Here is a 4,597-nt window from a genome sequence, read left to right on the forward strand (position 1 = left end):
GCAGAAAAAGCCTGTGGCGATGTGCCCAATAGGGTGGACACCAGTGACGGCTGGAACTTCCTGTTTCGCATCTACCGCCCTGGAAAGTCAGTGCTTAATGGCAACTATTCATTGCCCGAAGTGAAAGAGGTGCAAGCGGACAGCTAACGAGAGCAACCACACGGGCGCACTAATGCTGCGGATTCTCCGGAGTGTGCAAACAAAATCTATGAAAAATGTTCTCGTATTTTGCGCAAACGGACAGATCGTAATTGGCAACGTACTGGATCGTAAGCTGCTGCGGGTAGCAATGGTTGGCCAAGACATCGTTAAAGATGCTAACGCTCTAAAAGACTGCCCTCAGGCACTACCCTATATCTTCCCTCGTAACTATTGAATTATCGTCATATGACACTGCCTATCTAGGGGCGCCGATTTAGCTCTATTCACCCGCGGCGCCGCCCCTTCCGGGCAACCTGCGGCGCCGACGGCGGCTCAACAACAGGACACCCAGCAACAGCAGCATGCCGGGTCCGCTGCTGCTCCCACCTCCGCTGCCTTGCTTTTGCTGTGGTTGCACAGTTGTATTGTTCCCCGTGCTGAGAACTGCGCCGCTGCTACTACCACTGCTACTACCACTGCTACTACCACTGCTACTACCGCTGCTACTACCACTGCTACTACCGCTGCTACTACCGCTGCTGCTACCACTGCTACTACCAGTATCAGAACCGCTGCCACCCCCAGTCCCGGCGGCATCGTCATCACCAATTACAACAGTAACCATGCCTTGCGGTAGTAATGTGGGGCTGGTGGATAGGGGCAACAGGCGTATCGAAACCGCCTCGGTAGCCTCTGACTGGTCATCGTCGATGATCAACAGGCGCACTGTCTGCCGCCCCTCGCCCTCTGCAAAATGCACACTGACCTGTTCGAGCACATAGTCGTCAGCAGTAGCGCCCAGCCAGTCTTCCACTGTGGCTTGAGGGCCGGTGCTTACCACTTCGAGCGTGACGTCACTGCTTGCGGCCCCTAAGTCGCCCATACGGTAAATGGTGAGGTCGATATAGCCGGCAGATTCGTCAACCGCGTATTCAAGCTGTTGCCACCGATACTGGAACGGTTCGGCGCTCGCCAGCCACCACTCGCCATTGACCAGCTGACCGCTGGTCTCTCCCGGCGACAGGTCCGATGCGTAGAAATACAGTGGCCAGCCCTCGAACGTCAGCTGCAGGCTGCCATCCGCACGCTCGAGCACACCGAAGCCCTGATCCGGCGGCAGGCTATCCAGTTCCGCCAGATCCACTAGCGTGGCCGGCGGCCAGAACTGGGTACATGTGCTGAAGCATTCGCTACTTTGGAACGGCAGGTCTGAGCCAAATTGGTAAAGGGCATGACCATCCCGTCCGGAAGAGGCTCCGCCCACAATGCGCTTGCCGTAGACGCTGTCTTCCAGCATGCGCACAGGATATCCGTAACAGGCGTCCCCCCGCCCATCGCCGTTCTCGTCTTCCTGCCCGGTATTTGCCCGGTAGGGGCAGTTATCTTGCCCGTTCCCAATACCGTCACCATCGGCATCCGGCAACAGCGCGGCGGTATCCGTAGAGCGTATTGCACTGACGTGAATATGCTCACTCACCGGCAGCACCTCGTCATTGCCATCTACAAAATCATTCCAGATCGCGAAGGCTGCGGTGTCATGCCCTGTCGATCGGGTGGACTCAAGCAGCTGGATTTGCGACTCGGGAATCCCGACTTCAAGCACAAAGTCGGTAACCCCTTCGGGTACATAGCGCGCGAACGAGCTCAGGTTCGACTCTGCCACTACCCGGTTACCCACCCAAGTGTGCAGGGTACTGAAATGCTCATGGTAGGGCTGGCTGAGACTGACATGCAGGAGCAGCTTGAAAGCCCCACCCGGCGGAACTACCACACTGTCGCCTTGCGCCAGATTCAGGATTTCGACATTGGAAGCCCCGGGCGGGAAAGCCTGGCGTTGTAGTGGATCCAGGGCGGGCATGATAAAGGGATGAAAACCGTAGTTTGCTCGGCCCGCAGAATCATTGACGAAGAACACGACCTTTGCCGGATAGGGTGCCTCCCGCTGGAAATTGAGGAGGTTCACCCGCCCAAAAATTTTTTCCCCAAAGTCCGCAAATGGCGGGTCCACCCCTGTCCAGCGAAACCGCCCCAACACACTCGCCCCCAGGTGCGGGATGACCTGCGCCGGTGCCGATGTATGGGGGCTGTTATCAAGGAACATCGGGCCGGAATCATCCAGCGGTCTTGCACCGTAGTTGGAGGTATACAATTCACTTCCCAGGCCATCTGCTGAAGGACGGGTAGCGATCATGCGGCGATCGAACTGAATTCTCGGGAGGTAAAAATCGCCGTTCGGGGCCGGGTTGTTATTGCGGGAGACAATCCTAATCTCGCCCACATCGAAATCTGCCCGGTACAGCTCCCCTGGCATGCTCATGGGGTGCACATGCACACTGAGCAGGTTTTCCCCGTCAAAAAACTCACGGGTATCCAGGGTAAAATTCCGCACCCAGGGATCCGCATTCACCATGTGGCCGTGTTCATCGACATTCAGCACCCGAAAATTTTTGTAAAACTGCGCGTGCTGCCCCATGTGCTTACGGACAGTGACCTTGCCGTTGATGATTCCAGCAACATCACTCCCGGGGGCAATGGGCACCCCGTTTTCGTCGAATAACTCGAAGGCGATGTCTTGGTTGACCACTTCTATCTGGAGTGAAGTTTCTGCCAGTCGGCCCCGGGCGTTGGCTCGGATAAACAACCGGTCCCTGCCGGGAAAATCCCTGGCGGAAACCGTGAGCTGGTCCCCGTCGACGGTACTTTCCAGCAGGCTGCCACCGCTCTCGGTATACACGATGTAATCCAGCGCATCACCGTCGGCGTCGGAAAACACAAGCGACAGGTCAAGGGTAAAACTTTCTCCCTGGCCTATTCTCCTGTCCTCCGGCACAGCAATAACCCCAGGCGCCGTATCTGGGGCCGCGGTTGAATTACTGATCCGATAAGCACGTGCCGTATCACCGACCGCATAGAGCACCCCGTCAGCAAGCGCGAGCGCACGCGCCGGGAAGTCAATGACATGTCGGGGTGCCAGTGAAAAGCGATCGAGGATATAGATCTTCTCGTTCATGGGCACGATTACGCTGTCATGCGTCAACACCGGCCTGAACATGGGGCGGACTCTACTGGTAAAGTCGGGCTTGAACCGTGCCAAGATGTCACCAGTGTCGACACCGACCATCACTAGTTCCCATCCACTCACCAGATAAGCCAAGCCATCTCCCGCAGCGATCGGACTGGTTGAACTAATCGGTGCAGTCCACCGGACTACCATGTCCTGCAGGTCAATCGCGCGCAGCGCACCGCCACTTGCCAATAGTGCAGTACCACCATCAACGACCAGTTGCTGCACGGGCGTGTCATCCAGGAAGGTAACGCGCCGCAAAAGGTTTCCCGAGGCCGGATCCAGCTCTTCGAGGCAACCGTTACCGGCAACATAAAGGTTGCCCGCGTTGAGCGCCGGCCAGCTTAGGCGTTCCGCATCGGAACAGTCCCAGGCAAACTGAACCGCATTATCTCCGCCATCTGCTTCAAAAGCCTGCACATCCTGTGGATGAGTATTGCTGAGCCAGACGCGGCCATCGAAGGGTACCGGTGGAGAAGAGCGGTAGACCTCACCCGGTTCCAGCTGGCGGATCCAGCGCTGCGCACCCGTGCCCACATCGAGGGAAGCCAGGTAATCTTCACCCTGTAACTGCCTGTAGCGAAAAAGTAGTTGCCGACCTGCAACTGCAGCACCGCCGGCAAACTCACCGATCGGAAAGCCACGCGACCAGATCTCGCGGCCACTGAAGGCTGACAAACTAGTAATGCCGTGATTCCTGTCGAGCAGGTATAGCTGCCCACCAGTCACTATTGGCTGCTGGCCACTTCTCGCGGTGTTGTCTTGCCACAACGGCTCTGGCCACAATTGCCACAGGAATCCGGGCTGGAGACCAGAGTGTGCCGCGTTATTGTTTACAAGTGGCCACTCGCCCGGTGTAGTCCTGTCCATGTCGCTGACGGGTTCAACATGGAAAATAACCACCGCCTGCCGCGACATTGATTCGCCGTCCGTCACCGTATAAAGCACGCGGTCATTGCCGGTAAAGCCGGGCGCCGGTTGGTAGGTAAAGGAGCCATCATCGCGCCAAGACAGGCTGCCGTACTGCGGCTGCCGCTCGACAGAGGCAACCTTCAGTGAATCTCCGTCGGCATCAGTGTCGTTGGCCAGCCAACCGGCGGCCGCATCGATCTGCAGGTCAATCCCCTCCGGCATCCGGTACACATCAAACTGTGCAACCGGTAGCGCCGCATGGGCCACTGAAGTCAACAGGGTGGAGACGGCGACAACGGCCGTCCAGGTAAGGATTCGCTTATTGTTATTCATGGTCAGGGCTTCCCGGAAGGATGGCCGGGTAAAGCGCTCCCTGAGCACTCCGCGCGGCGTTGGGCATACCACAGGAACTGCTCCGACGAAAAACCCACCGGGCAGAAGTCGCTGGAAACTATATCAGAGCAAAAGTGGCGACCATTG

General features: G+C 57.6%; 1 protein-coding gene. It reads right to left on the minus strand.

Going from position 1 to position 4,597, the window contains the following annotated elements:
* Positions 1–421: 421 nt before the first annotated feature.
* Positions 422–4,450, minus strand: a complete 4,029-nt coding sequence (locus VIL80_RS01615) for a cadherin-like domain-containing protein (RefSeq protein WP_332034416.1) — start codon at positions 4,448–4,450, stop codon at positions 422–424.
* Between the last annotated feature and the right edge of the window lie 147 nt (positions 4,451–4,597).

It is taken from the genome of Microbulbifer sp., assembly GCF_036563125.1.
Classification (GTDB): Bacteria; Pseudomonadota; Gammaproteobacteria; order Pseudomonadales; family Cellvibrionaceae; genus Microbulbifer.

Bases quoted from the DNA above. Each gene is read 5' to 3' on its own strand.
- VIL80_RS01615 (WP_332034416.1), bottom strand. From the start codon at position 4,450: ATGAATAACAATAAGCGAATCCTTACCTGGACGGCCGTTGTCGCCGTC.